This window comes from Streptococcus mitis (genome assembly GCF_005844455.1).
Classification (GTDB): Bacteria; Bacillota; Bacilli; order Lactobacillales; family Streptococcaceae; genus Streptococcus; species Streptococcus mitis_BF.
Map to the genome: position 1 here is coordinate 1 of NZ_SPGF01000010.1, position 20343 is coordinate 20343.

The following is a 20343-nucleotide window of genomic DNA, read 5'->3' on the forward strand; positions in this document are numbered from 1 at the left end:
AGAACTTTTTTACGAAAATCTATTGAATATGCCATAAGAATATTATACCACATTGTGTACTATTTTTGGTTCATTTTGCATATATTGAAGAAAAAATCTAGAATCTATGCAAAATGTAAGATGGCAACTGATCTCGTTTTTCGTAAATTAGAGAATATTTTTGGTGAACTCAGAGTGTGTGTTAGAGACAAGTAGGCCAGCGTAGTAGAGTTAGGATTCATCTTAATGAGCATGATGAGCATGGGGGTTACAAAATTGTCCAAGAATTCAATCTACAAATCAGCTATTTAAAAAGTACACAATGATTTCAGCTTGATTGTGAGAAAAGCTGGAATCATTGCGTGCTTTTAATTAGAAGTTGGTTTTTGCCCAGCCTCTTTTATAGTCTATTTCGGAAAACTTCATACATAAGAATGGCTGCAGCAACACTGGCATTGAGGCTTTGAACATGTCCATTCATCGGAATGGTAATCATTTCATCGACCTGTTTTTTGATGTTGCTAGAAATGCCTTTTCCTTCATTTCCGATGATGAGGGCGATTTTCCCTTTTGTATTCCACTTGTGGCAAGGAGTACCGTTCATATCCGTTCCAAAGGTCCAGAAGCCTTCATCCTTGAGTTTGTCCAGAGTTTGGCTCAGATTGGTCACTCGAGCGATTGGAACGTGCTCAATAGCACCTGTGGCCGTTTTGGCAACGACAGGAGTAACACCGACAGCACGGTGCTTGGGAATGATGACACCTGAAACATTGGTTGCATCGGCTGTTCTCAGGATGGATCCTAGGTTGTGAGGGTCAGTTAAGCCATCCAGAATCAATAGAAGTGGATTTTCTTCTTGGCGTGTTTTGGCAAGGATGTGATCCAGCTCACTATAGGCAAATTCGGATACTCGTAAAACAAAACCTTGGTGAACAGCACCTTCAGTCATCTCAGAGAGGGATTTTTTTGAAGTCCAAGAAATGGAGACTTTCTTTTCTGTAGCCAGTTCCTTGACTTTTTCAACATTCTTACCTCGGAGGTCTTCTTGGAGGTAGAGTTTGTTTCCTGTGTTTGCAAGTAGGGCTTCGGTAACGGCGTGGACGCCATAGACAATATCATTTGTTTTCATGCCTCTATTATAACACAAAACCCCGTCTTGCAACGGGATTTTCTTTATTCAAGAATTAGTAAACCATCTTTAACTTCAAATGGGTCTTTTTCATTGATACGATCGTAAAACATGATTCCGTTGATGTGGTCAATTTCATGCTGAACAACGATGGAGTTGTAACCTTTGAGCTTAATACGGTGTTTTTCGCCGTTCTTGTCAAAGTAGTCAACAGTAACGCGGGCATGGCGAACAACATAGCCAGGTACGTTGCGGTCAACAGAGAGGCAACCTTCTCCTTCGCCAAGAGCAGCGTCTTGAACAGAGTGAGAGACGATTTTTGGATTATACATAATAGCTTGTAAGTCGTAAGCTTCCTCTGGAGTTTCACCTTCTTCAACAATATTTGGTACTAAAACAGCGATAATGCGTTTTGAGATATCCAATTGGGGAGCAGCAAGTCCAACCCCACCTCGTAGCCCCATTTTTTCAGCCATGACAGGATCTTGGGAATGTTTGAGGAATTGCATCATCTTTTCACCAAGGATGATTTCCTGGTCAGACAAGGGGAAAGTGACTTCCTCAGCAACTGCGCGTAGAGTTGGATTCCCCTCGCGGATAATATCTTTCATATCAATTAAGTGAGCAGCTTTTGTAATACGTTCTATAGCAGACATTTTCTCTCCTTTCATTACCTCTACATGATATCACAAAATGACAAGAATTGAAAGTATTACAGCCTTTAGGATTTATAGAAAATAGATAGGAAGTTTAATTCATACTCAATGAAAATCAAAGAGCAAACTAGGAAGCTAGCCGTAGGTTGCTCAAAGCACTGCTTTGAGGTTGTAGATAGAACTGACGAAGTCGGTAACATATATACGGTAAGGCGACGCTGACGTGGTTTGAATTTGATTTTCGAAGAGTATCAATTGTGAAAGAATTACTTATCTGTGATATAATAAAAAGAAAAGGCTTGCATTAGAAAGTAGGGAGAATGAAGATGCAAAGAAGACAAGATAGACATAAACGTGGACCAGTTTTTCGCTTTGTGAAAGGTTTGGTCAACTTTTTTAGACGTTATCGTAAGTGGAGTAACAAGGGATTTGTGGCTATACTCTTGCTAGCGGTTACTTTATCAATGGGCTTGGTCCTATTCTTTGAAAGTTTCCAAGGAATTCCCTTAACCAGTCAAAAACGAGAAGCTATTTCTCAAGAAGGAACTAAGCAAAAGTCTCAGGAGCAGGAAGAGGAAAAAACTGCTAGAATTATGGCTCATGGTGATTTGCTTTATCATGATATTCTTTACTTTTCAGCAAAAAAGGATGATGGAACGTATGATTTTCATGAGAATTTTGAGTATGTTACTCCTTGGCTTAAGCAAGCAGACTTAGCTATTGGTGACTTTGAAGGAACCATTAATAAGGATCATTATTTAGCAGGTTATCCTCTCTTTAATGCTCCTGCTGAAGTTATGGATGCCATTAAGGATGCAGGTTATCATGTTCTAGATTTGGCTCATAATCATATTTTGGATTCGCAAATTGAGGGGGTTATTTCAACGGCAAATGCTATCGAAAAAGCTGGAATCACTCCAATCGGAGTTTATACGCACGAGCCACGTGATCAGGCTCCGCTGGTCATTAAGGAAGTGAATGGTATCAAGGTTGCGCTTTTGGCTTATTCTTATGGATTTAATGGAATTGAGCAAAATATTTCTCAAGAGGATTATAATCACTATCTTTCAGATTTAGATGAGAATAAAATGAAGTCTGAAATTGAACGGGCGGAAAAGGAAGCAGATATCACCATTATCATGCCACAAATGGGTGTTGAGTATCGCATAGAACCGACTGAAGAGCAAAAAGCTTTGTATCACAAGATGATTGATTGGGGAGCAGATATTATCTTTGGAGGGCATCCACACGTAGTTGAACCGTCTGAAATTGTTGAAAAAGATGGGGACAAGAAACTCATTATCTATTCAATGGGGAACTTCATTTCTAATCAACGAATTGAGACCATGCAAGGGGTAGAGAATGCTAAGTGGACTGAACGTGGCGTTCTCATGGATGTAACCATTAAGAAGAAGGATGGAAAAACAACTATCGGAACAGCTAAAGCTCATCCTACTTGGGTCAATCGAACACCAAAGGGAACCTTTTCACCAGAAGGCTATCCTTTATATCATTATCAAACCTATATCTTGGAAGATTTCATAGAGGGTGGCAGTCATCGTGATCAATTAGATGAAGCGACTAAGGAACGAATTGATACAGCCTACAAAGAAATGAATGAACATGTGGGATTGAAGTGGGATTAGCTTGAATCCAGAGGGAAGTAAATGGCTATTAAGGTAATTGCGACAGATATGGATGGGACCTTGCTGGATGCTAGAGGCCAGCTTGATCTCCCACGATTGGAAAAGATTTTAGATCAGTTGGATCAAAGGGGTGTTCGTTTTGTCATCGCGACGGGCAATGAAATTCACCGCATGAGGCAACTACTGGAGCACTTGGTGAATCGAGTGGTTATGGTTGTTGCCAATGGTGCTCGTATTTTTGAAAATAATGAACTGATTCAGGCCCAGACTTGGGATGATGCCATTGTCGATAAGGCTTTGGCTCATTTCAATTGTCGAGCGTGTCAGGACCAATTTGTTGTAACGGGGATGAAGGGTGGTTTTGTCAAAGAAGGTACGATTTTTACAGACCTTGAAAGTTTTATGACTCCAGAAATGATTGAAAAATTCTACCAACGGATGCAATTTGTGGACGAATTAACCTCTGACCTCTTTGGTGGTGTGCTCAAGATGAGCATGGTTGTTGGCGAGGAGCGTTTGAGTTCGGTCTTGGAAGAGATTAATGACCTCTTTGATGGCCGTGTCCGGGCTGTATCCAGTGGCTATGGTTGCATTGATATTCTCCAATCTGGGATTCATAAAGCATGGGGCTTGGAAAAATTACTCAAGCGCTGGGAATTAACCCCCCAACAAATTATGGCTTTTGGTGACAGTGAAAATGATGTTGAAATGCTTGAAATGGCTGGAATTGCCTATGCGATGGAAAATGCTGATGATAAGGCCAAAGCTGTGGCGACTGTTCTAGCGCCAGCCAATAGCCAAGGAGGAGTTTATCAAGTCTTGGAAAACTGGTTAGAAAAAGGAGAATGAAGTGGCAGTACAGTTATTAGAAAATTGGTTACTAAAGGAACAAGAAAAAATCCAAACCAAGTATCGTCACTTAAATCAGGTTTCCATTGTAGAGCCCGATATTCTCTTTATTGGGGACTCCATTGTTGAGTATTACCCTCTGCAGGAGCTGTTTGGGACTGCAAAGACGATTGTCAATCGAGGCATTCGAGGATATCAGACAGGGCTGTTGCTAGATAACCTTGATGCTCATCTTTATGGTGGGGCGTTAGATAAAATTGTCCTTTTAATTGGGACGAACGATATCGGAAAAGATGTGCCTTTGAATGATGCTCTCAATAATCTCGAAGCAATCATTCAATTCATTGCTCGCGATTACCCACTGACAGAGATTAAATTGCTTTCCATTTTGCCAGTCAATGAGGGAGAGGAGTACAAGCAGACAGTTTATATCCGCACGAATGAAAAAATTCAGAACTGGAATCAAGCCTATCAAGAGTTTGCTTCTGCCTATATGCAGGTGGAATTTGTGCCAGTTTTTGATAGTTTGACAGACCAAGCAGGCCAACTCAAAAAAGACTACACTACTGACGGACTGCACCTCAGTATTGCGGGTTATCAGGTTTTGTCAAAAGCCTTGAAAGACTATCTTTTTTAGTTAGTTGATTTCCTTTTTGCATTTTTGACTTAGATAAGGTATAATTGTTTTATTGTCTTTTGGGGTCGTTACGGATTCGACAGGCATTATGAGGCATATTTTGCGACTCGTGTGGCGACGTAAACGCTCAGTTAAATATAACTGCAAAAAATAACACTTCTTACGCTCTAGCTGCCTAAAAAACAGCAGGCGTGACCCGATTTGGATTGCTCGTGTTCAATGACAGGTCTTATTATTAGCGAGATACGATTAAGTCTTGTTTAGCGACTTGATAAGAGATTGATAGACTCGCAGTTTCTAGGCTTGAGTTATGTGTCGAGGGACTGTTAAAATAATACATAACCTATGGTTGTAGACAAATATGTTGGCAGGTGTTTGGACGTGGGTTCGACTCCCACCGGCTCCATTATTCCTTTGCATTCCTTTGCATTCTTTTGCATTCCTTGGTAAAACGTTGTTAAATCAACGTTTTTTGTTTTTGTCTTTGGTATTCCTTGGTATTCTTTTGCGAAAAAGACAGACCCTAAAACAGACCCTCTTTTTGAAGAAGGTCTGTCGTGTTTAAAAATCAATATAATTGGCAAAGCGTTCTCCGATGTCGTCCTTCGCTTGCTTGGTTATGTGAGTATAAACGTTCATGGTTGTCTTCAAGTCGGAATGCCCTAACCGATGTTGGACTTGCTTCAAAGTCATACCAGCGTCAAAACAAAGGCTAGCATGTGTATGTCTGAAACCGTGGATTTTAATTGGACGCAAGTCGCTGCCTTCCACAATTTTGATAAGCCACTTTCTGGGCAATGTGCTTGGAATTGGCTTTTTAAATTCATTTTCAAAAATGTATTTGGTGTTTGGATTTTGCTTTTTCCATTTTTTCAAAATACTTTTTGTCTTCTTGTCCAGACTGATTAGTCGATTACTGCTTACCGTTTTGGTGTTGCCTATCTCTTCGCCTGCAAAACCTCTTGTAATGGCCTTATTTATGTCCAGAGTATCATCTGTCCAGTCTTTCCATTCAAGGGCTAAAATTTCCCCTTTTCGTGCCCCTGTGAAGGCCAGAAGACGGAATAGAGTTATCTTCTCTAGATCCTTTGTCTTACTGACAAGTTTTAAGAATTCTTGAAGTTCGTCTTTGTTGTAAAAGTCGCTCTTGTTATCTGATTTCTTTCTTGTCGAGGTAATCACGCTATCAACTGGATTGGTTTCAATGTAGCCATGCCTGATTGCGTATTTAAAAACATTATTCATCAATCCTTTTAACTTACGACCATAGACTAATTTTCTAGACCATTCATTGGCCTGCTCTTGCATTTGAAGAGGAGTGATACTAGCTATTTTCCTATTGCCGAAAGCTGGATAGATGTGATTCTTAAAATTCCTAGATGTCTTGATGTATGTGCTTTCTTGCACTGTCTCAGAATAATCTTTAAGCCATTTTTTTGCGATTTCCTCAACCGTGATTTCTTTCCTTCTTTGCTCGCCACTCTCAATATCATCCTGAAGTTGAAGTAGTGCTGCCCTTGCTTTTGCCTTTGTGGCAAATCCTCTTCGTTTAATATACTTGTCTTTTCCATTTTCTTTTCCGACGTAAATTCTAAAACCAAAAGCCGTCTCTCCGTTTTTCTTTTTATAAGACTTAATTTCCATTGATTTTCACCTCATTTCTTGTTAAAATGGGTATAGTAAAGAGGGCTTTTTAATGCCTTTTACTATACAGAATTTCCTCACACTCAAAATTTGGCGATGGCGAGTGTGGGGATTTTTTTGAGTTGTTTCCAAAATGGAAACAGTTGCTTTTTGTTACTGTTAGTTGTACAATAGTGTTGAAAGGTGGGGCAATGATATGTTTTCTTTTTTTACTCACATCAATCAAAAGTGTCAAAAGATGGAGCAATCTAAAAAAGAAATGGAATTGCGCCACAATGAATTTGCTGATAGAGTCCGCATGGATATTAAAACAGGCGAGGGAGAACTCGATTTAAAAAGAGAGTGTTTTAATCAGCGCTACGGGCATCTATTTAGTCCTCGAAATAAATAGTAATAGGTCTTACTAGGTGGTCAGCCTTGCCTACCTTTACTAAACAGTTTGTTTTTGCTAAAATCAAATTAAGAAAGCAAAGAGGAGGAGTTAGTATGAAAAACATTCAAATCCTTTGGGGATATTTATTGTTGTATTCTATTTTTTCCCTCACTCTTTCTTTTTTAGACAGGAGTATTATTTTAATAACCTTTGTGATTTTTATTCTAGTCGTAAAAATCATCCCTCACTCTGATTCTCATCGGAATCCATTTGCGTTTGGGCTACGTTTTCGTAAGAGACATTAGGAGAGTCAACGCTTATTTTTTCGCTTTAGTCTGTAAAATTGGTTTTCTATTTGTCATTTTCCCCTGTTTTTGCACAATAGACCATGAAAAGATGGTTGCTATTGACATATTTAGCTTAAAAGTTTAGAATAGCTTTATAGGATTAGGTCAGGAAGCACACGTTGCCCTGACCTTTTTTTAATTCTCTCTGTATATACCCACGACTTCGCCGATGGTGCGAATATCGTTGCTTTCATCTAGATGTATATCAGCACATTCAGGGTTAAGGCTTTCTAAATACCCTTGACGCAGTTTCTTAACATAGTTAGCACCGTCTACTTGGAAGATGCCGATTGTGTTATAGTCAACTTGAGGTGTATTCTTTATAAATAGATAGTCGCCATTCTTTATCTTTGGCTCCATAGAGTTGCCGACGACATAAGCGATAGCGTCGTAGTCGTCTGGTATTTCATCTTCATAGAATGAAACTTCCATATCTAAATCGTCATCCTGCATCGAACCACTACCAGCAGAGACAACCCCAGTAACACGTCGGTAAGTCGTCTGTCTGTAGTCGTCCAGTCTGATGATAACTTCCGATACTTCGTTTATCTTCGTTTCTTCTTCGTTTTTTTGCTCATTCAGTTGCCTCTCGGCATAGGTCAGGACTTTGACCTGTCTTGGAGGTTTTAGTTGGTCGTAGATGGTTTGGATGGGGGATTTTGAGAGAAGATCTGGAGTAGCGTTGATTTGAATTTCTTGATCATCATCAAGCATATCAATTAAATCTTCTGCGGAAATTTGCATTCCTTTAGCAATTTTTTCTATTGTGTCATAAGATGGGACAATGGGCTTTTTCGATTTTGGATGTTCATTTTTTTCAAGCATAGAAATATATCCTTTTGTTAAATCAGATAATTCACAAAAAGCATCCATTGATAATTTATGCTCTGTTCTATATGATTTTAGCAATTCTCCTAACTTCATTTAAAAACCCCTTTCTATATATTGTTTAATCTATTATACATCTTTAAATAAAAAAAGTAAATTTTTTTGTTTAACACACTTGACATTTTATGTTTAACGTGTTAAACTATAATCAAGCTTAAGGAAAAGGAGGTAAGGCAAATGATGGAACACATCATAAAAAGCCTAGTAACCAAGGACACCACAACCGTCATCTTGGCACTAGGCTTAATCAGAGAAGCTCGTCTTTGGCATAAGCAGTACTTAGCTTACAAGCTCAAAGACAAAGAGCTTAAGAAAAAGTAGAGAAAGGGGCAGAAGCCCCAACCTCTACTTGATAGTGTACCATCATTTGCCGTGAAAAGCAATGGATGAAAATGTTGGATTGATAATCCTAGCAGGATTTGTGATTGTATCTTTCACTATTCGTAAGATAATGGAATACCGATGTGATAAAAAAGATAAGGAGTAGAAAAATGAAACCAAACCGATATCCGTATAGTGGAAAAAAAGGCCATACCTTAATAAAGGCAGACCCTGAGTTAGTTCAAAAAAAACTGATAGATTCAAAAAGTCTGACAACAACTTGGGATACAAATAAAATTAGTTGTCGCTCTTTAGAAGCCCAAGTTCTAGCATGGAATTTACCAAAGCAATAATGGCGCTTTTAGAAGTTGATTTTGACACATATTCAATAATGTTGACAATATGTTGAGCTTGTTCAGTATTAAGATTTAAATCTAACGAACTTAATTCAGATACAACGTATTCTACTAGTTGATTGTTTGAATCAAAATTTTGATCTATGTGTTTTGTTACAACTTCCATAAATTTATTAGAATCCATATTAAATCTCCTTTCTATTGAAATTTTGACTAAAACGGTGAGAGGTCCTAGTCAAGAATGATTATAACATAGATAGCAGAAAAACACAACATGTTGTTGATTAAATATATTTGTTTAACAACATATAGTGTTTTGGGGTGGTAAAAATGTGGGAACAATTAAACAGAATCATGCAAGAAAGAAATTTGAACGGACATCAATTATCTAAGATGTCTGGAGTCAATCGTAGTTTCTTTTCTGATTTGAAAAGCGGAAAGGTAAAATACCTTTCATGGCCTAATATATGCAAAATAGCTGATGCACTGGAAATCAGCATAGATGAATTAAGATAAGGGGGTGAGTGCGTGCAAGGAGAACGTTTAAGAAAATGGCGTGAAAAAGAGAAAATGTCTCAAGAGGAACTTGCAGAGAAGTCAAATGTTTCTCGAACAACAATACACTTGATTGAATCAGGTCAATCGTCAACAGTTAAAATTCGAACACTTCAAAAATTAGCAGTAGTTTTTAATAAGCAAGTGAAAGATTTTTTTTAAAGAAAATGTTTAACAAATTAAACAAAAAGAAAGGAGAACGAATGAATGAAATATCTTTATCAAACAATCTCAATCAGATTGAACTAGAAATCAATCATCACAAACAAATTGCAGGTCAGTCAATTTGGGAAATCGGAAGACGCCTAAATCATGTTAAGGAACATAATTTGGTACATGGACAGTTCGGACAATGGCTTGATAACATCAATATTTCACATAGTGAAGCTAGAAAGATGATGACCATAGCAAAACAACTTTCAAATCGTTCAACGTTGAACGATTTGGGAACATCAGCCCTTTATCTCATCGCAACACTTCCAGCGGAAGAGAAACAGGCTCAAATTAACAGGATTGAGCAAGGAGATAACCCAACGGTCAGAGAATTGCAAGATTTGAAGTTAAAATTTTCTGCAGCTAAAAGAAAAATACTGGAACTGCAAAAGGGGCAAGAACAGACTAAGGAAATCGTGAAAGAAGTTCCTGTTATGCCAGCAGACTACCAAGAAGCACTCCAGAATCACCAAAAACTAGAAGCCCGAGCCAAGTCGGCAGAGGAAAGGAATGCTTTTCTTGAAGCTCAATTAAAAGACCTCTACGACCAACGCGCAGAAGTGGATGAAAAATCAAATAAGTACGACGAATTGACAAAAGCCATCCAGCAATCCCAAGGGCAGTTGGACGACTACCAGAAAAAAATCGCTTCCTACAAGAATATCCTTAGCCTTATCCAGAAAGGGAATGATTTTCTTGCCAATATGGGCGGTCTTATCTACGCCGATGAAGAAAAAGTCTTACATACGGACGGTGTTGCTGGTCAGGAGTTCGACAGTTTCGTAAATCGAGGCATCCGATTCTTTACGGATTTACAAAAAATCAGAAATAAAGACAATCAAATCTTGGAAGGAGAAATTTTATGACGCATGAAATAGTTAAAAGCCAACCTAGCGAACTAACCCAAGAAGATATCTTGATTCAAGTTCTACAAACTCAAAAAGAATTGAAGCAAAATCAGGAAGTTTTAGCAGGGGATGTTGATTATTTAAAAAACGAGCAACCCGTCAATCCATCAATTTGTTTAGAGCTTGAAAATTTACGAAGAGTGAAAGTTATCAGGGCTCTTGGTGGTAAGGATAGTCAAGCTTATAAAGATCGCTCTTTTGCCAGCAAGGTCTTTCGTCAGGCTGCTAAAGACTTTAAAGAATTCTTTAGGATTCCACGGTATGACCTGCTGAAGAAAAAAGACGAAGAGAGGGCTTTTGATTACTGGAAGTCATGGGAACCATCACATAATACCAAGATGGAAATCAAGACCATGAATGGGTAAATGATAAGCAACTTAGAAGGGAGTAACCATGAACGAACTAGACGAAATTAAATTACTAAATCCAGTCACATTGCTTCAAAAATCGATTTTTAGACAAACTGAACACTTGTCAGACCAGTTAACAAAAAAGCTTCATCATTTAGAGGACTATAACAGTCCAATAGATGACGAAGCGCTGAAATTGGCGGCAGTGACAGCGGATTTCTATAAGTTACTAATCCAATCTCCGAGCATTGGAGCAGCCGTCAAGGAGATTGTGAGCGAGGGACATAAGAGTTAGAGCGGTTATGGCATCGTTTAAATCGTTAGGATTATAAAGTTTTAAACTATGAGCGTTTGTGTTTCGGTATAACTGTGCTATGGATAAAAGTAGGTGCTTTAAACCTTGATAAGCGCTTAGTTCTTCATCAGATTGTAATTTATTGCCATTTATGACAATAACGGGATTGTTCTTTTTGAAGCATTCTTCGATAAGTTTTCCAGAATCTAATGTAGAGCCTGTCATTTCTCTTATCCGATAAAATATTCCCTTGCTAGCCTCTAAGATTGCATGGAAATAGTTTTCTTGTAGTAATTCTTTGGAGCAATATTTTGAAACGAGAGGGTGTATGTCGCTGTCTTTCAATCGTTCTTCAAGGGTTTGGAGTCGCAACTTAGCATCTTTGAATGTTTGGACTTTTGTTATTTTTTGAACTTTTCCAGAATCGTCAAGTTCAAAACCTCTAAAAATCAGCGTTTTATTTATATTTTTCTTGAGAATTTCCCAATTTTCTGGTGCGTCAATATATTTACTCGGAACACAGATATACTCAACTGAGTCGAAGATTGGACGTAGGCTCCTTTGTTGGGAACAAGCAGCAATCAAGATAGCGCTTAGTCTGCGCCATTTAGTATATGTTGTATCTCCTACGGGCAAACCAAGAGTAGTTAACATGGTGGTGATTTGACTGCCTGTTATTTCATTACATAGAACCTGACAAATCAATTCAATATCTTGACTTTTTAACGATGACATAATTACTCTCCAATCGTTTTTATTTTGATTATACCACATTTGAAAAGGAGGAAGATGAATGTGCAAGCAAGGTTACAGAAAGGGGCTTAAATATGAGGTATGCAGTATATTCTAAGAAACACTCACGAAAATTACACGGCTATCAATAACACTTTCACTCAAGATAAGCAACTGAAACCAGCCACAATAGGGATTTTGGCAGTCATACTGACTAACAAGTCTGATTGGGTTGTGTATCCTGACGAGATTGCACGACGTCTAGGGATAAGTAGGCGCACGGTAGATGAGCACTTTAAACTTTTAGAGAAAGCTGGTTATCTCAAAGTATACCGCTTAGGACTAGGCAGAGGTAAAGGTGTCACAGTACACAGATTTTTTTCAGATATGCCTATCTCAGATGATTGCTTTGAGTATCTAAAAACTAATCTTGAAAAAGAGTTATCCACAGATGACGAAGTTTAAAAATACAGTTGGAAAATATTGCCATGTGTAAAATTGCCATGTGTAAAATTGCCATGTGTAAAATTGCCCTCTAATAAATACTAACTATACAACAAGTACTAACTTAATAATAATCTAAGCCTAACGGCACTAACTTAGTAATAAATACTAACTTACAACCAACTAATACTTCTCTAAATAAATAAAAGAGAGAAATTTAAAATTTAGGACTTTGCAAAATGGGAAAGGAGTACTCATGAAGCAATTAAAACTAAGCATTAAACCAAAGCAGGAACCTGCTGAAGGTCAATGTTTGCATTCGTCAGGCTACTCAATAAAAATCAATGACTGGGAGCTTGGTCGTGGAGTTACTAGCTTTAGACTAGAAATGCCTGCGAACGAAAAACCAAAAATCACTATTGATTTTACACCAGATGTTATTGAAACTAATGGCGTGGTTGTGGTTCCTCAAGTTTTAGAAGCGTTTGAGCAAGCTTACTCAGACTTTATTGCCAAAACTCAAAAACGAGAAGGAAAAATCTGATTAGAAGACAACAAAAAGCACCTGACGGCAATCAGGCGCATACTTAAATATTCAACATGATTATAACACGAAAGAGAGGAAATTGCCAATGGCTTTGGAATTGTTTGGAGAAGATTTCAAAAATGAATTGCTGGAAGAACTTGTCCAGTTGAATGTGAAAGCTATGACTGAAGCTAAACTACGAGTGGCAAGAGGCACGGACTGGGCTTCAATCAAAAAGGTCCAGGAACGAACAGGCTGGGGTCGCAAGAAAATCGAAGATTTCAGAGACGCAGGGAAATTCCGCTACCAGCAAAATGCTAAAGGCGGTAAATATTTATATGACTTGAACGACGTACTACGGTTTCAAAGTCAGTTAGCGAAATAAAGGAGAAAGAAAAAATGTTTGAACCACCATTAGTTAGCCAACTTTTAGGAACTGGCGCAGTGATTTTGGGATTTATCAGCGCAGGGATTCTAGCTCATCAGTTAGAAAAGCAAAAAGAGGAAGAAAGACGATTACAAGAAGAGTATGATACGCAAGTGGTTAGAGCTTGTAATGAATTGCTTGAAATGGGTCGTGAGATTGAAAGAGAACAAATCCGCAAGAATATCCGTCGGGAGTTCAAAGGTTTTACGTTTGATAATGAACCGCCTGTAGGATTGCGTCCTGAGCCGTTAGCTTTGCCAGAACCACGAAGAGTACGCTGTGCAAAGTATTTGGGATAGAGCAAAGGAGACGCTAATGACTAGAATTGAACTTGAAAACCGTGTGTGGCTTTTGGCCAATCATGAAGAAAAAAACGAATTGCTGAATCTCGGACTGACATCCAAAGCTAGATATGTGAAACGAGTTCTGGAACTCGGAAAGGTGTATGCTCATGTTTGATTATGACAGAGATATAATGCAACCGCCTGAAGAACGTGAAGAACTTGACCCAAGCGAGTATGTGGATATCGGATGCGGTCGACGTCGATATGTGGGTGATGAAATATGATTCAGGAACTGCACGCAGAAATCGATAACTGGCGAGCTGAATATATTCATCTTGGCCAAGAGCTGGGGCGAATCATCAACGAACAACAAGACGTTATTTTGAAATTACAAAACGAAAACAAGCGCTTAAAGCGTGAAAATTGGAATCTGAAGAAGACGAAAGGAAGAAAGAAATGACGAATAATCAATTAGCAACGAAGACAAAACGTGACATCACTATTGACCCAAGTTTACTGACCGGAGCAGACATCAAAAAGTATTTTGACCCACAAAACCTACTGACTGACAAACAAGTAGGTCGGGCGCTAGCCTTGTGTAAAGGTCGCAATCTTAACCCGTTTACTAACGAGGTCTACATTGTAGCTTGCAAAAACCGTAATGGAGGCACAGAGTTTAGCTTGATTGTCTCTAAAGAGGCGTTCTTAAAGCGTGCTGCTCAATGTAAAGATTATGAGGGCTTTGAGGCTGGAGTAGTGGCGGTAGATAGCGAGGGTGTTATGCATGAACGCAAAGGGGCAATCATGCTCCCAGGAGATACACTGATAGGTGGATGGGCCAGAGTGTACCGCAAAAATTTCAAGGTACCTGTGGAAATCTTTGTTAGTCGTGAGGAATATGACAAGAAACAAAGTACCTGGAACGCTATGCCAGCTACCATGATTAGAAAAACAGCTCTAGTAAATGCTCTTAGAGAGGCTTTCCCTGAGGATTTGGGAAACATGTACACAGAGGATGACGGTGGAGAAACATTTGACCGTATCAAAGACGTCACACCTCAAGAAAGCCGTGAGGATGTCGTAGCACGCAAGATGGCTCAGATTGAGCAATTTAACAAAGAGCAAGAGGCAAATCATGCAGGTCCCGAACCTGCTCAAACTGAGGAACCAATCCAGGGCGAGTTGCTAGACGGTGAACTTGAATATTAGGAGGACAACATGCAAGAATTACAGGTTATTGATGATAAGAAAATCAATAAAATTTATGAAATGATTACAACGGATGAGCTTACTAGAGAGTCTTTTGAAAAAGACCTCATAGAGGCTACTGAAAAGTACAAGGACTATATTCCTACAGCTAGTACTCTCAAAGATGACAAGGCAAAGCGAGCTGAATTTAATAAGCTAATTGAGTCTAAAAATCGTATCCGTATCGATACTAAAAACTTGCTATCAGAGACGGCTAACACATGGGATAGTTATGCAAAGTCAATTATTGAACCATTTGCAACCGTAGTTAGTGAATTTGATAAAGGTATCAAGGAAATCGAAGAACATCAAAGACAACTAAAAATAGATACGGTTAAGAGTTACATAGCCAACAAATCAGCTGAGTATATGCTGGACCCTCGTCTATTTGACGAGAAAGCCCTTGAGTACATCAAGGCAGGCGGTTTCATGGCTGACGGTGTGACACTCAAGAAAGTTACGATGAAGTCGCTTGATGACATGATTACATTTGAGTATCAGAAGCAAGAAGAGTACAAGAAAACTATCTCAGCAATCTCAGGACAATGTGCCGAGTACGGAATGACAGACCAGCCATATATTCGGATGTTGAAAGACATGACTTTGGTTGAAGTGTTGGAACAAATCAAGGCAGACTACGCTTTTGAAAAGCAAAAGGAAGAAGTGAGATTGGCTCAAGAGCGAGCTGAACGAGAACGTGAGGAACTTTTAGCTAAGCAACAAGAGCAAGCGTTAGAATCAACGGAGACCGCAAATTTTGACCCAGAGACGGGCGAAATCTTAGACGGTGGGCAATTATCCCAAAACAAACAAGAAGCTGTCAAAGGGGCTGAAAATGGCTTAAAACGATATACCCAAAAAATGACTTTGGAAGTGTATTTTGTAGACACAGCCGAAAAAGACCGTTTCAAGGCTGGTCTAAGTCAACTCGGATTTGATTTTAAAAAGAACTATCAAGTCAGTGGTTATCAACGTATTGAGCCATTGACTCAGGCTGAACTCAATGAGCAATGTGGGTGGTAAGTATGAGTAAACAAGTAAAAGATATACTAGAAACTCATGACACAGGCTGCCCACATGGTATTACATTCGCTATACATCAAGATAAAGATGAGTGTATTGCTTTGTTTGGTCGTTCTGGATGGCCTGGACTCAAACCTCGTTTTATTCGTTGGAATGAAAGTGTTGAAAACAGAACAATGTATCACACAGAAGAAGAGGTACAGAATGCGTATGTTGATAAAGTCAAAGTAGTTGAGGACGATTTTATCATAATTGAATTGTTGCCATTTTAGGAGATGAAACCATGGACATTAGAGAAATATCTGACAGCGTAGCCATCTACTCGGACGGCAAGAGATTACAGGTTATCCACAACCTAGGGGATGAGTTTATCCTAGATTTTAAGGTGGGAGAGGATAGCGTCTGGAACCTTGATGGCCAAGTCGTAGAAATTATTGACATGATTGAGCCTGTCTTTAAAGTTTGCGGTTTTTGCTCAAAAGCTGGAGAGGGTATGCAGCGCTTAAAACATGCTATGTACCACTTTGAAAGATTTGAGCAGTACATCAGAGACAATCAGGATGACCTGATTGTCTGGTGGCACAATCCAGGAGGGGAATATGATTAAAACCGTGTTTCTTTCATGTGATTATCCACATGATGAGGCGATTGATAATCAAATAAATAGCTGGCTTGCCGAAAATCCAGGCATTAAGTTGATTGACATCAAATTTCAATCAAATGTGTCTGCTGTCGCTGACAGTGGAGTAAGTGCTGAATATTGGCACACATCCGCCTTGATTATTTACAAAGTTCCCTCAGAGAACAATATAAGCAGTATCAATTCAAATGGTTTAGGTTTTATAATCAGCTGTGAGAAATGTGGCAGCTTATCAATAATCAAGGCAAAAGATGTAGGCCAAAATGTATGTTATGAATGCAAAGGAGAGAAATAATGAATGATTTTATCAAAGAGATTGGAATAGCTATCCTATGGATGTTTTTAGGCTATCTCTTGGGAGAGCGTAGCGCTAGAGGGGATAAGTCAGATGATTAACAACGTTACACTGGTTGGGAGGCTTGTAGCACCTCCTGATCTACGAAAAACGCCTAACAATGTATCTAGATTGCAGGGCACGCTTGCAGTCAATCGCAATTTCAAGAATGAAAATGGAGATCGTGAGGCTGATTTTATCAATTTTCAAGCGTGGAGAGGCACAGCTGACGTCATTGCTCAGTATTGCAGCAAGGGTTCACTTATCGGGATCATTGGACGTATACAAGTCAGAAGTTACGAGAAAGATGGTCAGCGTCGATATGTGACCGAGGTAGTAGCTGAGAGTGTCGCTCTACTAGAGAGTCGCAACAGTCAGCAGTCTCAAGGTCAAGGCAACACTTTCCAAAATGGAAACAGCTCACCTTTTGCCAATCCTAACCCATTTGACCTACCAGATGACGGCTTACCGTTTTAGGAGGTATAAATGTCAGATAAAAAAATGACCGTTTGGGCATTGTTTGACAGTGGGAATGGTAGCTATACAAAAGGCGTGAAAGCCCTGAATAGTTCGGGGGGGGCGAATATTGACATCTATCCAATCGGAATAGACATAGAAAACAAGAACGATCATTTTATAAATTTGAACCTTGCTGACTATGGGCGATTATTTGGAGACAACACGCTCTTTGATACGCTTGACAAGTTGCCAAAGCCTGATTTGATAATAGCTAGCCCACCATGTGAAAGCTGGAGTAATGCTAGTGCCATGTGCGAGGGTAACGCTTGCTGGAAACAAGAAGACCTCTCAGATAGCCTCTTTGCTCCACAAAGGGAGCCTAGCATGTTTACCATCAGGAACGCCTCTGACTATGAGAAAGTCTATATAAATTATCAGTATGACCGTCAATTTATGAAAAGGGTAAATGGGGAGCTTTGCGCTTTCAATACCATTGAGATCATCAAGCGGTATAACCCTAAATATTTCATCATAGAGAACCCAGCAAGTGGGCGCTTGTGGGAATACATTGAGGATGTTATGGATTTCAAACTCCCACACCTCAACCTCACACGCTACAACAATTATGACTACCCTTTGCAGAAACCTACAAAGTTTGCTAGTAATCTTGATTTGGGTCTTAAAAATGACATTATTAAGCCAGAAGTAGAGTGGGGAAAATTCTCTAAGTCATATAACGAACGGTCAAACATTCCACAAAACCTAGTAATAGAGATTTTTACTAAGGTTTACAATGAATTTTTACAGGAGAAAGAACATGGCAAGTAAAATCAATGTGACAGAACGTATTGCTATCATCATTGAGAAACAAAAAATAGAGGTCGTTACGACCCTAAACTATGATATGAGCATTAGCTTTGATAACAAAGACGCCGCACCCACACTAGATGAGAATGGTGACCTTTTTGAACCAGTCTACAAGTGCAAAGTTCAGGCAATTCCCAAAAATGATGTATTTTTCACCTCATTAACACGAGTCAAGAGCAACATCAAGACACTACAAGAGGTTAAGAAATTCTTTGAGTTCGTAAATGAAAACAGAGAAAATCTCTTTGAGATGGCAGGATTTAAGGGGGCTCTTGAATGAAATTGACCCTAAACATTGAGCCTAAACCTCAATCACGGCCAAGATTTGCAAGGCGTGGGAGTTTTACCACGACTTATGAAGACAAGGATATGAAATCCTGGCGCAATAACTGCCAGTTGCTGATTGCTAATCAGTACATGGGCCAGCCTGTTCTTGAGGGAGCTTTGAGGTCAAAGGTTAGATTTTATATCAAACCGCCTCAGTATATTTCTAAAGTCAAGAAGAACCAGCAAGCGTTACTGGATGAAGTTATTCCAGTAGACAAGAAGCCTGACATTGATAATTATGAAAAAGCGCTATATGACAGCATGTCAGGGATCGTATTCCAGGACGACGGTCAGATAGCTCTGCATGATGTAGGCAAGTTCTACAGCCTGAAGCCTAGAATTGAAGTAGAAATTGAGGAAATAAAGGAGTTGGAAGATGAATGTACAGCGATTAATTGAGAAGTATAAAAAACTTGAGGGTGTATGGGATGCTGAAGGAGCAGAATTAGCCCGTCAAATTTTTCTACAAGACTTGGAACAACTAGACGAACCGAAACCGGTCGAAGTTCCGCAGTTTGTGGCGGATTGGATTGAGGAAGCTAGAAAAGCCTGTAAAGACGTGGGAGACTTCTTCGAATTTAATTTCACGAACGATGAAGTCGGGAAATGGTTTATGCAAGAACAACCATTTGATTTAGTAGCTCGAGCTTGGCTTGACGGCTACGAGGTCGAGGAAGAGAAGCGGTATTATGTAAGGTTTAAATGGATTGAAGAATCATATAGTTACTTAACCTTGATTAAGCACCTTGACACTTGGACGTTAACGAATATAAAACTAGATAAAAAATTTCGTTCAGAACACACCCGAAAACAACTAGAAGACGCAGGCTTCGGCTGGGTGTTCGATTGTGAAGGAGTGGAAGTTGAGGAGGTGGAGTGATGATTATCAAGAATTATAAATATGATTTTTCGAGTGGCAGAATACGCTACACAATTGATGTAGATGGCTATGAAACAGCTATGGAGCATACAAAGACAGAATACGGAAGTGTCCAAAGAAATGATATTGATGATTTCTTAGTTTCAGTCGAGAATTACGACTTTCAAGAAGCTGAAGCGGTTGAAGAATTTGTTGATTTTCAAAGCCATTTGCTTATGTATGGAATTGATTTTGAATTGAGAAATGAGGTGGAGTGATGGTACAAACACTTGAAGAAGCAATAAAAACTGAAAACAAACGCATAAAAATCCCTGCGAAAATCAGACCGTTTGATGTAGGTTATCGAGTAGTAAACAAACACGGTCAAACGCTTGCCTTAAGAAATGGAGCAAGTATATTCGCTTTACCTTTGCTTGCTGAAAAAGCCATAAAGAAAGAGTTTGGGAAAAACGATCCAAACTTTGACATTGAAAAACATTTTGTTGAAGAGGTTGCTATTATCAATTTAAGTAAATTTCATAGTTATTTTGAGGAGGTGGAGTGATGTCATGTAGTGAAAATTTAAAAAAAGAAAAAGAATTGTCTGCTGCTATTTTTAATCTCAAGATGGAAGTCTTACAAAATGATGATAAATTGAGCAGTCAATCATTTAGCAACATCAAAAGGCAAGCAAGGGATCTATATCAATGCCTAGTATGGTTGCAGGATAATGCAGAGGAGTCAGGTAGATGAGTTATGATTTGGAAATCTTAGCGAAAATAGAGAGTGGAGATTATATTTGCATAGATGAACCTGAAAATAGATGGGGAACGGTTAGCGATGCTTTAGAAGTTTTAAAGTCGTTGAAAGAGTGTATTTTAGAACAGGATATTGATACGAAATATTTATATATGAGGTGGTAATATGAAACGACCAAACAGATACCCTTACACACGAAGTCAATGGGCTGAAGAAATCACAGTATTTCATACAAGTTACAATGGTTGCTTTAAGCTTAGGGTTTTAG

At 39.0% G+C, this 20343-nt stretch carries 37 protein-coding genes and 1 other RNA gene; 32 read left to right on the plus strand and 6 right to left on the minus strand.

The window, feature by feature from the left end:
- Positions 1-379: 379 nt before the first annotated feature.
- Positions 380-1108: a 23S rRNA (guanosine(2251)-2'-O)-methyltransferase RlmB gene (gene rlmB, locus FGQ53_RS03115; protein WP_000855742.1), complete on the minus strand. Its 729-nt coding sequence runs from the start codon at positions 1106-1108 to the stop codon at positions 380-382.
- Positions 1109-1152: 44 nt separating this feature from the next.
- Positions 1153-1764 (minus strand): peptide deformylase, encoded by a 612-nt coding sequence (gene def / locus FGQ53_RS03120; RefSeq protein ID WP_138335677.1) that lies wholly within the window; start codon positions 1762-1764, stop codon positions 1153-1155.
- Positions 1765-2090: 326 nt separating this feature from the next.
- On the opposite strand from def, the gene FGQ53_RS03125 reads away from it, so the two are divergent.
- The 4 genes from FGQ53_RS03125 (at position 2091) to ssrA (ending at position 5305) form a co-directional block, all read left to right on the plus strand.
- Positions 2091-3410 (plus strand): CapA family protein, encoded by a 1320-nt coding sequence (locus FGQ53_RS03125; protein WP_138335679.1) that lies wholly within the window; start codon positions 2091-2093, stop codon positions 3408-3410.
- Between the two features lie 21 nt (positions 3411-3431).
- Entirely contained in the window at positions 3432-4259 is an 828-nt protein-coding gene (locus tag FGQ53_RS03130) for an HAD family hydrolase (protein ID WP_138335681.1), read from the plus strand.
- Position 4260: 1 nt separating this feature from the next.
- The gene (locus tag FGQ53_RS03135; RefSeq protein WP_138335682.1) at positions 4261-4896 is read left to right on the plus strand and encodes an SGNH/GDSL hydrolase family protein; all 636 of its coding nucleotides are present in this window, start codon (positions 4261-4263) and stop codon (positions 4894-4896) included.
- A gap of 61 nt (positions 4897-4957) precedes the next feature.
- Positions 4958-5305, plus strand: a transfer-messenger RNA (tmRNA) gene (ssrA, locus tag FGQ53_RS03140).
- Positions 5306-5457: 152 nt separating this feature from the next.
- Here the strand turns inward: ssrA and FGQ53_RS03145 are convergent.
- Positions 5458-6540 (minus strand): tyrosine-type recombinase/integrase, encoded by a 1083-nt coding sequence (locus FGQ53_RS03145; RefSeq protein WP_138335684.1) that lies wholly within the window; start codon positions 6538-6540, stop codon positions 5458-5460.
- A gap of 196 nt (positions 6541-6736) precedes the next feature.
- On the opposite strand from FGQ53_RS03145, the gene FGQ53_RS03150 reads away from it, so the two are divergent.
- Both FGQ53_RS03150 and FGQ53_RS03155 read left to right on the plus strand, forming a co-directional pair.
- Complete coding sequence (locus FGQ53_RS03150) at positions 6737-6931, plus strand: hypothetical protein (RefSeq protein ID WP_138335686.1); 195 nt, start codon at positions 6737-6739, stop codon at positions 6929-6931.
- Positions 6932-7026: 95 nt separating this feature from the next.
- The gene (locus FGQ53_RS03155; RefSeq protein WP_138335688.1) at positions 7027-7218 is read left to right on the plus strand and encodes a hypothetical protein; all 192 of its coding nucleotides are present in this window, start codon (positions 7027-7029) and stop codon (positions 7216-7218) included.
- Between the two features lie 177 nt (positions 7219-7395).
- Here the strand turns inward: FGQ53_RS03155 and FGQ53_RS03160 are convergent, their stop codons facing one another.
- Positions 7396-8184, minus strand: a complete 789-nt coding sequence (locus FGQ53_RS03160) for a helix-turn-helix domain-containing protein (RefSeq protein ID WP_138335690.1) — start codon at positions 8182-8184, stop codon at positions 7396-7398.
- A gap of 141 nt (positions 8185-8325) precedes the next feature.
- Between FGQ53_RS03160 and FGQ53_RS03165 the strand changes: the two genes are divergently transcribed.
- Entirely contained in the window at positions 8326-8469 is a 144-nt protein-coding gene (locus tag FGQ53_RS03165; RefSeq protein WP_138335692.1) for a hypothetical protein, read from the plus strand.
- 297 nt (positions 8470-8766) lie between these two features.
- Here the strand turns inward: FGQ53_RS03165 and FGQ53_RS03175 are convergent, their stop codons facing one another.
- Entirely contained in the window at positions 8767-9009 is a 243-nt protein-coding gene (locus FGQ53_RS03175; RefSeq protein ID WP_138335696.1) for a hypothetical protein, read from the minus strand.
- Positions 9010-9155: 146 nt separating this feature from the next.
- Between FGQ53_RS03175 and FGQ53_RS03180 the strand changes: the two genes are divergently transcribed.
- Genes FGQ53_RS03180 through FGQ53_RS03200 form a run of 5 tightly spaced genes read left to right on the plus strand, consistent with a single transcriptional unit; the run spans position 9156 to position 11146 of the window.
- Complete coding sequence (locus FGQ53_RS03180; protein WP_138335698.1) at positions 9156-9341, plus strand: helix-turn-helix domain-containing protein; 186 nt, start codon at positions 9156-9158, stop codon at positions 9339-9341.
- 12 nt (positions 9342-9353) lie between these two features.
- The gene (locus FGQ53_RS03185) at positions 9354-9542 is read left to right on the plus strand and encodes a helix-turn-helix transcriptional regulator (RefSeq protein WP_001161207.1); all 189 of its coding nucleotides are present in this window, start codon (positions 9354-9356) and stop codon (positions 9540-9542) included.
- Between the two features lie 41 nt (positions 9543-9583).
- Positions 9584-10459, plus strand: coding sequence for a DUF3102 domain-containing protein (locus FGQ53_RS03190; RefSeq protein ID WP_138335700.1), 876 nt, complete (start codon positions 9584-9586; stop codon positions 10457-10459).
- Positions 10456-10866, plus strand: coding sequence for an ORF6C domain-containing protein (locus FGQ53_RS03195; RefSeq protein WP_138335702.1), 411 nt, complete (start codon positions 10456-10458; stop codon positions 10864-10866). The genes FGQ53_RS03190 and FGQ53_RS03195 overlap by 4 nt, the downstream gene beginning before the upstream one ends.
- Before the next feature lie 28 nt (positions 10867-10894).
- Positions 10895-11146 carry a hypothetical protein gene (locus FGQ53_RS03200; RefSeq protein WP_125852338.1) on the plus strand — a complete coding sequence of 84 codons (252 nt, stop codon included), beginning with the start codon at positions 10895-10897 and terminating at the stop codon, positions 11144-11146.
- Here the strand turns inward: FGQ53_RS03200 and FGQ53_RS03205 are convergent.
- Positions 11081-11881: a TIGR02391 family protein gene (locus FGQ53_RS03205; protein WP_125852336.1), complete on the minus strand. Its 801-nt coding sequence runs from the start codon at positions 11879-11881 to the stop codon at positions 11081-11083. The genes FGQ53_RS03200 and FGQ53_RS03205 overlap by 66 nt on opposite strands.
- 99 nt (positions 11882-11980) lie before the next feature.
- Between FGQ53_RS03205 and FGQ53_RS03210 the strand changes: the two genes are divergently transcribed.
- The 20 genes from FGQ53_RS03210 to FGQ53_RS11720 all read left to right on the plus strand — a co-directional run bounded on the left by FGQ53_RS03210 (position 11981) and on the right by FGQ53_RS11720 (position 20239).
- Complete coding sequence (locus tag FGQ53_RS03210) at positions 11981-12343, plus strand: ArsR/SmtB family transcription factor (RefSeq protein WP_138335704.1); 363 nt, start codon at positions 11981-11983, stop codon at positions 12341-12343.
- A 235-nt stretch (positions 12344-12578) separates the two neighbouring features.
- Positions 12579-12866 (plus strand): hypothetical protein, encoded by a 288-nt coding sequence (locus FGQ53_RS03215; protein ID WP_138335706.1) that lies wholly within the window; start codon positions 12579-12581, stop codon positions 12864-12866.
- 88 nt (positions 12867-12954) lie between these two features.
- Entirely contained in the window at positions 12955-13233 is a 279-nt protein-coding gene (locus tag FGQ53_RS03220; protein ID WP_138335708.1) for a hypothetical protein, read from the plus strand.
- A gap of 14 nt (positions 13234-13247) precedes the next feature.
- Positions 13248-13574 (plus strand): hypothetical protein, encoded by a 327-nt coding sequence (locus FGQ53_RS03225; RefSeq protein WP_138335710.1) that lies wholly within the window; start codon positions 13248-13250, stop codon positions 13572-13574.
- A 16-nt stretch (positions 13575-13590) separates the two neighbouring features.
- Positions 13591-13734, plus strand: coding sequence for a hypothetical protein (locus tag FGQ53_RS11715; RefSeq protein ID WP_171019066.1), 144 nt, complete (start codon positions 13591-13593; stop codon positions 13732-13734).
- A 105-nt stretch (positions 13735-13839) separates the two neighbouring features.
- Positions 13840-14019 (plus strand): hypothetical protein, encoded by a 180-nt coding sequence (locus FGQ53_RS03230; RefSeq protein WP_138335712.1) that lies wholly within the window; start codon positions 13840-13842, stop codon positions 14017-14019.
- Entirely contained in the window at positions 14016-14768 is a 753-nt protein-coding gene (gene bet / locus FGQ53_RS03235; protein ID WP_138335714.1) for a phage recombination protein Bet, read from the plus strand. The genes FGQ53_RS03230 and bet overlap by 4 nt, the downstream gene beginning before the upstream one ends.
- Before the next feature lie 9 nt (positions 14769-14777).
- A complete protein-coding gene (locus FGQ53_RS03240; RefSeq protein ID WP_138335716.1) occupies positions 14778-15830 on the plus strand; it encodes a DUF1351 domain-containing protein in 1053 nt (350 codons plus the stop codon).
- Between the two features lie 2 nt (positions 15831-15832).
- Positions 15833-16102: a hypothetical protein gene (locus FGQ53_RS03245; protein WP_138335718.1), complete on the plus strand. Its 270-nt coding sequence runs from the start codon at positions 15833-15835 to the stop codon at positions 16100-16102.
- 11 nt (positions 16103-16113) lie between these two features.
- Complete coding sequence (locus tag FGQ53_RS03250) at positions 16114-16437, plus strand: hypothetical protein (RefSeq protein WP_138335719.1); 324 nt, start codon at positions 16114-16116, stop codon at positions 16435-16437.
- Positions 16430-16765 (plus strand): sporulation protein Cse60, encoded by a 336-nt coding sequence (locus FGQ53_RS03255; RefSeq protein WP_138335721.1) that lies wholly within the window; start codon positions 16430-16432, stop codon positions 16763-16765. Before FGQ53_RS03250 ends, FGQ53_RS03255 begins: the two co-directional genes overlap by 8 nt.
- Before the next feature lie 93 nt (positions 16766-16858).
- Positions 16859-17281 (plus strand): single-stranded DNA-binding protein, encoded by a 423-nt coding sequence (gene ssb, locus FGQ53_RS03260; RefSeq protein ID WP_138335723.1) that lies wholly within the window; start codon positions 16859-16861, stop codon positions 17279-17281.
- A 9-nt stretch (positions 17282-17290) separates the two neighbouring features.
- On the plus strand, positions 17291-18091 hold the full coding sequence (locus tag FGQ53_RS03265; protein ID WP_138335725.1) for a DNA methyltransferase: 801 nt from the start codon (positions 17291-17293) through the stop codon (positions 18089-18091).
- A complete protein-coding gene (locus tag FGQ53_RS03270; RefSeq protein WP_138335727.1) occupies positions 18081-18410 on the plus strand; it encodes a hypothetical protein in 330 nt (109 codons plus the stop codon). Before FGQ53_RS03265 ends, FGQ53_RS03270 begins: the two co-directional genes overlap by 11 nt.
- Complete coding sequence (locus tag FGQ53_RS03275) at positions 18407-18856, plus strand: RusA family crossover junction endodeoxyribonuclease (protein WP_138335729.1); 450 nt, start codon at positions 18407-18409, stop codon at positions 18854-18856. Before FGQ53_RS03270 ends, FGQ53_RS03275 begins: the two co-directional genes overlap by 4 nt.
- Positions 18834-19337, plus strand: a complete 504-nt coding sequence (locus FGQ53_RS03280; protein WP_138335731.1) for a DUF1642 domain-containing protein — start codon at positions 18834-18836, stop codon at positions 19335-19337. The genes FGQ53_RS03275 and FGQ53_RS03280 overlap by 23 nt, the downstream gene beginning before the upstream one ends.
- The gene (locus FGQ53_RS03285; protein WP_138335733.1) at positions 19337-19594 is read left to right on the plus strand and encodes a hypothetical protein; all 258 of its coding nucleotides are present in this window, start codon (positions 19337-19339) and stop codon (positions 19592-19594) included. Before FGQ53_RS03280 ends, FGQ53_RS03285 begins: the two co-directional genes overlap by 1 nt.
- Positions 19594-19881 (plus strand): hypothetical protein, encoded by a 288-nt coding sequence (locus tag FGQ53_RS03290; protein WP_138335735.1) that lies wholly within the window; start codon positions 19594-19596, stop codon positions 19879-19881. The genes FGQ53_RS03285 and FGQ53_RS03290 overlap by 1 nt, the downstream gene beginning before the upstream one ends.
- Positions 19881-20069: a topoisomerase gene (locus FGQ53_RS03295; RefSeq protein ID WP_138335737.1), complete on the plus strand. Its 189-nt coding sequence runs from the start codon at positions 19881-19883 to the stop codon at positions 20067-20069. Before FGQ53_RS03290 ends, FGQ53_RS03295 begins: the two co-directional genes overlap by 1 nt.
- The gene (locus tag FGQ53_RS11720; RefSeq protein WP_171019067.1) at positions 20066-20239 is read left to right on the plus strand and encodes a hypothetical protein; all 174 of its coding nucleotides are present in this window, start codon (positions 20066-20068) and stop codon (positions 20237-20239) included. The genes FGQ53_RS03295 and FGQ53_RS11720 overlap by 4 nt, the downstream gene beginning before the upstream one ends.
- Positions 20240-20343 lie beyond the last annotated feature (104 nt).

What these genes read in the sequence shown, in the direction of transcription:
- FGQ53_RS03210 (WP_138335704.1), top strand. Translation starts at nt 11,981, where the DNA reads ATGCAGTATATTCTAAGAAACACTCACGAAAATTACACGGCTATCAAT.
- FGQ53_RS03175 (WP_138335696.1), bottom strand. Translation starts at nt 9,009, where the DNA reads ATGGATTCTAATAAATTTATGGAAGTTGTAACAAAACACATAGATCAA.
- FGQ53_RS03205 (WP_125852336.1), bottom strand. Translation starts at nt 11,881, where the DNA reads ATGTCATCGTTAAAAAGTCAAGATATTGAATTGATTTGTCAGGTTCTA.
- FGQ53_RS03245 (WP_138335718.1), top strand. Translation starts at nt 15,833, where the DNA reads ATGAGTAAACAAGTAAAAGATATACTAGAAACTCATGACACAGGCTGC.
- bet (WP_138335714.1), top strand. Translation starts at nt 14,016, where the DNA reads ATGACGAATAATCAATTAGCAACGAAGACAAAACGTGACATCACTATT.
- FGQ53_RS03215 (WP_138335706.1), top strand. Translation starts at nt 12,579, where the DNA reads ATGAAGCAATTAAAACTAAGCATTAAACCAAAGCAGGAACCTGCTGAA.
- FGQ53_RS03255 (WP_138335721.1), top strand. Translation starts at nt 16,430, where the DNA reads ATGATTAAAACCGTGTTTCTTTCATGTGATTATCCACATGATGAGGCG.
- FGQ53_RS03270 (WP_138335727.1), top strand. Translation starts at nt 18,081, where the DNA reads ATGGCAAGTAAAATCAATGTGACAGAACGTATTGCTATCATCATTGAG.
- FGQ53_RS03150 (WP_138335686.1), top strand. Translation starts at nt 6,737, where the DNA reads ATGTTTTCTTTTTTTACTCACATCAATCAAAAGTGTCAAAAGATGGAG.
- FGQ53_RS03130 (WP_138335681.1), top strand. Translation starts at nt 3,432, where the DNA reads ATGGCTATTAAGGTAATTGCGACAGATATGGATGGGACCTTGCTGGAT.
- FGQ53_RS03155 (WP_138335688.1), top strand. Translation starts at nt 7,027, where the DNA reads ATGAAAAACATTCAAATCCTTTGGGGATATTTATTGTTGTATTCTATT.
- rlmB (WP_000855742.1), bottom strand. Translation starts at nt 1,108, where the DNA reads ATGAAAACAAATGATATTGTCTATGGCGTCCACGCCGTTACCGAAGCC.
- FGQ53_RS03200 (WP_125852338.1), top strand. Translation starts at nt 10,895, where the DNA reads ATGAACGAACTAGACGAAATTAAATTACTAAATCCAGTCACATTGCTT.
- FGQ53_RS03240 (WP_138335716.1), top strand. Translation starts at nt 14,778, where the DNA reads ATGCAAGAATTACAGGTTATTGATGATAAGAAAATCAATAAAATTTAT.
- FGQ53_RS03280 (WP_138335731.1), top strand. Translation starts at nt 18,834, where the DNA reads ATGAATGTACAGCGATTAATTGAGAAGTATAAAAAACTTGAGGGTGTA.
- FGQ53_RS03290 (WP_138335735.1), top strand. Translation starts at nt 19,594, where the DNA reads ATGGTACAAACACTTGAAGAAGCAATAAAAACTGAAAACAAACGCATA.
- FGQ53_RS03195 (WP_138335702.1), top strand. Translation starts at nt 10,456, where the DNA reads ATGACGCATGAAATAGTTAAAAGCCAACCTAGCGAACTAACCCAAGAA.
- FGQ53_RS03125 (WP_138335679.1), top strand. Translation starts at nt 2,091, where the DNA reads ATGCAAAGAAGACAAGATAGACATAAACGTGGACCAGTTTTTCGCTTT.
- FGQ53_RS03220 (WP_138335708.1), top strand. Translation starts at nt 12,955, where the DNA reads ATGGCTTTGGAATTGTTTGGAGAAGATTTCAAAAATGAATTGCTGGAA.
- FGQ53_RS03190 (WP_138335700.1), top strand. Translation starts at nt 9,584, where the DNA reads ATGAATGAAATATCTTTATCAAACAATCTCAATCAGATTGAACTAGAA.
- FGQ53_RS11720 (WP_171019067.1), top strand. Translation starts at nt 20,066, where the DNA reads ATGAGTTATGATTTGGAAATCTTAGCGAAAATAGAGAGTGGAGATTAT.
- FGQ53_RS03230 (WP_138335712.1), top strand. Translation starts at nt 13,840, where the DNA reads ATGATTCAGGAACTGCACGCAGAAATCGATAACTGGCGAGCTGAATAT.
- FGQ53_RS03180 (WP_138335698.1), top strand. Translation starts at nt 9,156, where the DNA reads ATGTGGGAACAATTAAACAGAATCATGCAAGAAAGAAATTTGAACGGA.
- FGQ53_RS03275 (WP_138335729.1), top strand. Translation starts at nt 18,407, where the DNA reads ATGAAATTGACCCTAAACATTGAGCCTAAACCTCAATCACGGCCAAGA.
- FGQ53_RS03225 (WP_138335710.1), top strand. Translation starts at nt 13,248, where the DNA reads ATGTTTGAACCACCATTAGTTAGCCAACTTTTAGGAACTGGCGCAGTG.
- FGQ53_RS03265 (WP_138335725.1), top strand. Translation starts at nt 17,291, where the DNA reads ATGTCAGATAAAAAAATGACCGTTTGGGCATTGTTTGACAGTGGGAAT.
- ssb (WP_138335723.1), top strand. Translation starts at nt 16,859, where the DNA reads ATGATTAACAACGTTACACTGGTTGGGAGGCTTGTAGCACCTCCTGAT.
- FGQ53_RS03285 (WP_138335733.1), top strand. Translation starts at nt 19,337, where the DNA reads ATGATTATCAAGAATTATAAATATGATTTTTCGAGTGGCAGAATACGC.
- FGQ53_RS03160 (WP_138335690.1), bottom strand. Translation starts at nt 8,184, where the DNA reads ATGAAGTTAGGAGAATTGCTAAAATCATATAGAACAGAGCATAAATTA.
- FGQ53_RS11715 (WP_171019066.1), top strand. Translation starts at nt 13,591, where the DNA reads ATGACTAGAATTGAACTTGAAAACCGTGTGTGGCTTTTGGCCAATCAT.
- def (WP_138335677.1), bottom strand. Translation starts at nt 1,764, where the DNA reads ATGTCTGCTATAGAACGTATTACAAAAGCTGCTCACTTAATTGATATG.
- FGQ53_RS03250 (WP_138335719.1), top strand. Translation starts at nt 16,114, where the DNA reads ATGGACATTAGAGAAATATCTGACAGCGTAGCCATCTACTCGGACGGC.
- FGQ53_RS03145 (WP_138335684.1), bottom strand. Translation starts at nt 6,540, where the DNA reads ATGGAAATTAAGTCTTATAAAAAGAAAAACGGAGAGACGGCTTTTGGT.
- FGQ53_RS03295 (WP_138335737.1), top strand. Translation starts at nt 19,881, where the DNA reads ATGTCATGTAGTGAAAATTTAAAAAAAGAAAAAGAATTGTCTGCTGCT.
- FGQ53_RS03165 (WP_138335692.1), top strand. Translation starts at nt 8,326, where the DNA reads ATGATGGAACACATCATAAAAAGCCTAGTAACCAAGGACACCACAACC.